Below are 5,159 nucleotides of genomic sequence, written 5' to 3' on the forward strand. Positions count from 1 at the left end.
CAGCCCCAGCCCCAGCCCCAGCCCCAGCCCCGGCCCCGGCCCCCAGGGATTGGACACCCTCGAACACCGGCCGGTCGGTAGCCAGCCCTCACACGTGACGCGCCGAGAAGCTCCCCCACGCAGAGAGCCGAACGCCTGCGCCGGGTCAGCGGCCGGTGCGGCTCGCCACGATGACCTGGACCGTGTGCTCCAAGGCGTAGGCCGGGTCGGCGCCGCCGCCCTTGACCTGCTCGTCGGCGTCGGCCACCGCCTGCATGGCCCGCGACAGCCCCTCCGGCCCCCACCCGTTCAGCTGGCGCTTGACCCGGTCGATCTTCCACGGCGGCATGCCCAGGTGGCTGGCCAGTTGCCCGCCGCGCAGGTTACGCGGTGCGCCGCCCACCTTGGCGATGGACCGCAGGCCACCGGCCAGCGCACTCACCAGCAGCACCGGCGCGACCCCCGTGCCGAGCGCCCAGCGCAACTGCTCCAGCGCCTCGGCCAGCCGGCCCTCGACGGCCGAATCGGCCACGTTGAAGCCCGTGACCTCGGCCCGGCCCTTGTGATAGCGGGCCACGGCGTTGAGGTTGATGGTCTTGTCCTGCGTGTCGAACGCCAGCTGGCTGCACGCCGCCGCGAGCTCCCGCAGGTCGTTGCCGACGGCGTCGAGCAGCGCCTGAGCGGCGTCGGCGGCGATGCCGCGGCCCGCCCGCTTGACCTCCTGCTTGATGAAGTCGAGCCGCTCCCCCGCCTTGGTCACCTTGTTGACCGTGACCACCGACGCCCCGGCCTTCTTCACCCCGTCGACGAGCGCCTTGCCCTTGACGCCGCCGGGATGCGACAGCACGAGCACGACCTCGTCCGACGGCTGCTTCGCATAGGCCACGACCTCGGCGATGACGTCCTTGACCAGGTCCTGCGCCGACCGGATCACCACCACGGTCCGGTCGCCGAACAGCGACGGCGACGTCAGGTGCCTCAGCTCACCGGCGGTCACCTTCGACCCCACCAGATCGTGCACCTCGGCCGCCTCCGCGGCGCGCGCCGCGGCCACCACGGCGCTGACGGCTCGTTCGGCCAGCAACTCCTCGTCGCCGACCACCAAGGTCACAGGTGCTGGATCGGTTCCCGCCATGTCGAGCAGCATGCCATGCCCCACCGACAACCCGAAACCGGATCCCCGCCGATCGCGCCGTCCACCGGCGCTGCCCTCACCTGCCCGCTTGGCGCGTTCGAGTGATCGCTGGTAGGCATGTCGTCGAAGCACGTCAGGCCAGCAGTCCGAACGCGACCGCCCCCGGCGGTGAAGGAGCGGCTCATGACCACCGACCCGACGATGACCCGGATCGGCCAGGGGGTGGAGCTCAATCACCAGGAGGGCCGTCGTGACGCCGCTCGTGACCTGTTCGCGCAGATCTGGGACGACATCGGCGGCGAACAGGGCGACCCGCTGCACGTCTGCGTCCTCGCCCACTCGATGGCCGACGTCCAGGACGACGTGGGCCAGGAGCTGATGTGGGACCTGCGGGCGCTCGCCGCCGCCGACCTCGTCACCGACGAGCGGGTGGCCGAGGCAGGCGTGCCGCTCTCGGTGGCCGGCCTGTATCCGTCGTTGCACCTCAACGTGAGCGAGTGTTACCGCAAGCTCGGCGACCTCGACCGCGCCCGTGACCACCTCCGGCGAGCACGGGCAGAGATCGGCGCGCTGGGCGACGACGACTACGGGCGGCTCATCAGGGGCGGCCTGGAGCGGCTGGCCGCCCAACTCGGCGAACCCGCCTGACCACACCGAGCCGCATCCTCCGCGGCGACGTGGTTTCGGCGGGGTGCGGTCAGCGGCCACGAGCTACCACCGCCAGGGTGCCGTTGTGGGCGATGACTGCGAGGTCGCCGGATTTGTCCGTGCGGTAGATGCGGGCGCCGAGGTGGCGTAGGTGGGCGAGGGTCGGCGGGGCCGGATGCCCGTACGTGTTGTCCTCGCCGACGCTGACCAGGGCGGCGCGCGGGCGTACGGCGGCGAAGAACGCGGGGACCTGCCGGGGCGAGCCGTGGTGGGGAACCTTGAGGATGTCCGCCTGCGGGACGGCGGCGCGCAGCAGGCTCTCCTGGGCTTCGGACTCGATGTCGCCGCTGAGGAGTGCCGTGCCGGAGCGCCAGCGTACGTGGATCACGATGCTGGCGTTGTTGAGGACGCTGCCTTCGCCGGGGCCTTCCGCCGTGGCTTCGTCCGCGCTGGGTGCCAGGACGGTCAGGGAGGCCGGGCCCAGGTCCCAGCGGGTGCCTGGGGGCGGGGTCCATTCGGGTGTGCGGTGATGGGCGAGCTCCTCGGTGAGGCGGGCGGTCTGGGGCGTCGGGTGGCGATGCGGGGTGGTGACGACGGCGCCGACGCGACGGTTGCGGTAGACGCCGGGGAGGCCGTTCACGTGGTCGGCGTGCGGGTGGGTGAGGATCACGAGCGGGATGTCGCGGACGGACAGACGGCGCAGGCACGCGTCCATCACGGAGGGGTCGGGGCCGGTGTCGACGACCACCGCACGGCCCGGACCGGCCGCCAGCACCAGACCGTCGCCCTGGCCCACGTCGCACATCACCATGAGCCAGCCCTTGGGCGGCCAGGGGGCGATGATGGGCCGTAGCGCGATCATCGTGAACAGGGTGCCCGCTACGACGGCCAGCGTGATCGTCCGCCAGGCGCGGCGTCTCAGCAGCAGCACCGCCACGGCTGCCACCAGGGCCAGCAGGGCCAGTCCTGCCGCGCCTCCCGGCCAGGAGATGTTGGCCATCGGGACGTTCACAGCCCATTGGGAGACCAGGATGATCCAGCCGACGGTGTAGCCCGCCGGGACCACGAGCCACTGCGCGGCCTCGGGCCACACCGGGGCGATCAGCGCGGCGGCGAACCCCAACAGGGTCGCGGGCGCGACAGCCGGACCGGCCAGCAGGTTGGCAGGGACCGCGATGAGGCTGATCTGGCCGGACATGAGCACCAGCACCGGGGTTACGGCAGCCTGAGCTGCGGCCGGCACGGCGATCGCCTCCGCCACCCACCGAGGCATCCGCCACCGCCGCCCCTTCGTCGCACCGGCTCCGGGGTGCTCGTCCGATCGGTACGGGGCGAGGGGTGACGCCGGCTCCCAGGTGGGAGGCAGGGGTGGCGGGTCCGAGGGCGTTGGGCACGGGAAGCTCGGACCCTGGGGCGTCGGATTCGGGTGCGGCGGGTGCGAGGGCGTTGGGCACGGGGAGCTCGGACCCTGGGGCGTCGGGCGCGGGTGCGGCGGGCGCGGGGGCGTTGGGTCCAGGAACGTCGGGCTCGTGGATATCGGACCCTTGGGCGTCGAGCCCGTGGAGGCTGTGCCCGGCGACGTCGAGCCCGGCGACGTCGAGCCCGGCGGCGTCGAGCCTGGCGACGTTGGGCTCTGGGCTGTTGTGGGGGTGTTGGTGAGGTGGGCGCGCCAGCGGGGGGCCAGGAGCAGGATGCCGGCCGTTGCCGTTACCGACAGGGCGAAGCCGTAGGAGTGGGCCAGGTCGGGAGCGAAGAGGATCAACAGGAGGACCGTCACCGAGAGCGCTGCCAGACCGTCCTTGGCGCGGCCGGTGCCCAGGGCGAGCACTGCGACGAGGCCCATCAGGAGGGCCCTCAGGACGCTCGGGGACGGTCTGGCCACCACGGCGAAGGCGAGCATGGCCAGTGCGGCGAAGGCGGCTCTGGGGGCCAAGGGGAGGCCGACGAGGCGGGAGAGGGCCAGTGCGGCGCCTGCGACTATGGCCAGGTTTGCTCCGCTGACAGCGTTGAGGTGGCTGAGGCCGGCTTCCTGGAGGTCGGAGTTGAGTTGGGGATCGATGCGGGAGACGTCGCCCACGACCAGGGCCGGGAGGAGGCCGCGCTGGTCCGGCGGGAGGACGTCGGCGGCATCGCGGAGGCCCTTGCGGAAGATTCCCGCTGCCGACTGGAGGTTGGACGGGGACGTGAGGATGCGGGGCGGGGTGCGGACCAGGAGAGTCGCGGCGGTCAGGGGCGCGGAGGTGGGCTTGACGAGGCGGCCGGTGACCTCGACGCGCTGGCTGGGGAGCAGGTGGCGCCATTGAGGGCCGTCGGCGAAGACCGTGATGGGGGTGTGGACGGTGAGGTGGTGGCGTGGGGTGCGGACGGAATCGAGGGTGGCTTCGGCTACCACGCTGTCGCGGCCGAAGTGGCCAGGCTTGGGGCGTCTGATCTTGGGGTCGTTCGTGAGGGTGATCTCGGCGGTCACCTTGGTGTCCTGGCCGGCAAGGGCTGCCACAGGGCCTGTGGTGACGGCGTGGAGGCGCAGGGCGATCGAGGCGGCGGTGGCGGCGACGCAGACGAGGATGGCGATCACCACGTTGCGGCGCGCGGAGGTGGGGATGAGGGTGCATGCCGCTAGGGCCGACGCCGTTGCGAGGGCGGCGGTGGCTGTGGCGGCGGGAGTCGAGGTGGTCAGGAGGGTCAGGGCGGTCGCCCAGGAGGCCAGAGCGGGGAGGAGGAGTGGCCAGGCGCGCTGGACGACGCCTTCGAAGTCGGGATCAGGCTGGGACGGGGACGGGGTCCCGGGTTGGGGCTGGCTTGGAGCGTGGGGGTGAGCCACGGGCTGGGGCTCGGGCTTGGGCTGAGGAGGGCGCTGCGGCTGGGGGTTGTGCCCAGGCTGGGGGCGGTCGGCGGGTTGGGGGCTGCGGTGGGGCATGTCAGACGCGGACCTTGGGCTTGATTTCTTCGAACGTTCGAGGGCCTATGCCAGCCACGTTGCGGAGTTGGTCGATGCTGGTGAAGCCGCCATGGGCGGTGCGGTATTCGGCTATGCGGGCGGCGAGGACCTCGCCTACGCCTGGGAGTTGCTCCAGTTGGTCCTGGGTGGCGGAGTTGAGGTCCAGGACGGAGGCTTCAGGGGCGGGCGCAGCAGCGCTGGCTGCGGTGGGGGCGCCGACCATGATCTGTTCGCCGTCCAGGAGGCGTCTGGCGAGGTTGACCGGGCCCAGCGGGGCTCCACGGCGGACTCCCCCGGCGGCTGTGATGGCGTCGGTCACCCGGGCTCCGATGGGCAGGGTGTAGACGCCGGGGTCGCGAACCTTGCCGGCGACGTGGACAGTGACCTTGCCGGTGGTGGGGGTGGTGGTCGCCAGTGGGGAGGCGATCGGGGCGGGGGCGGGCAGGGGCTCCGGGGCGG

4 protein-coding genes are annotated in these 5,159 nt (G+C 72.5%); 1 reads left to right on the forward strand and 3 read right to left on the reverse strand.

Going from position 1 to position 5,159, the window contains the following annotated elements; all coding sequences use genetic code 11:
- Positions 1 to 145: 145 nt before the first annotated feature.
- Complete coding sequence (holA, locus tag KME80_RS49390) at positions 146 to 1,126, reverse strand: DNA polymerase III subunit delta (RefSeq protein WP_246647146.1); 981 nt, start codon at positions 1,124 to 1,126, stop codon at positions 146 to 148.
- Between the two features lie 171 nt (positions 1,127 to 1,297).
- Between holA and KME80_RS49395 the strand changes: the two genes are divergently transcribed.
- Positions 1,298 to 1,762: a hypothetical protein gene (locus KME80_RS49395; protein ID WP_219519891.1), complete on the forward strand. Its 465-nt coding sequence runs from the start codon at positions 1,298 to 1,300 to the stop codon at positions 1,760 to 1,762.
- A gap of 49 nt (positions 1,763 to 1,811) precedes the next feature.
- On the opposite strand, the gene KME80_RS49400 is transcribed toward KME80_RS49395, so the two are convergent.
- Positions 1,812 to 4,340, reverse strand: a complete 2,529-nt coding sequence (locus KME80_RS49400; RefSeq protein WP_219519893.1) for a ComEC/Rec2 family competence protein — start codon at positions 4,338 to 4,340, stop codon at positions 1,812 to 1,814.
- A gap of 340 nt (positions 4,341 to 4,680) precedes the next feature.
- Positions 4,681 to 5,159 (reverse strand): ComEA family DNA-binding protein (locus KME80_RS49405; protein WP_219519895.1); only part of this gene is annotated, 479 nt, incomplete at its 5' end.

It is taken from the genome of Nonomuraea ceibae (assembly GCF_019396325.1).
GTDB lineage: Bacteria > Actinomycetota > Actinomycetes > Streptosporangiales > Streptosporangiaceae > Nonomuraea > Nonomuraea ceibae.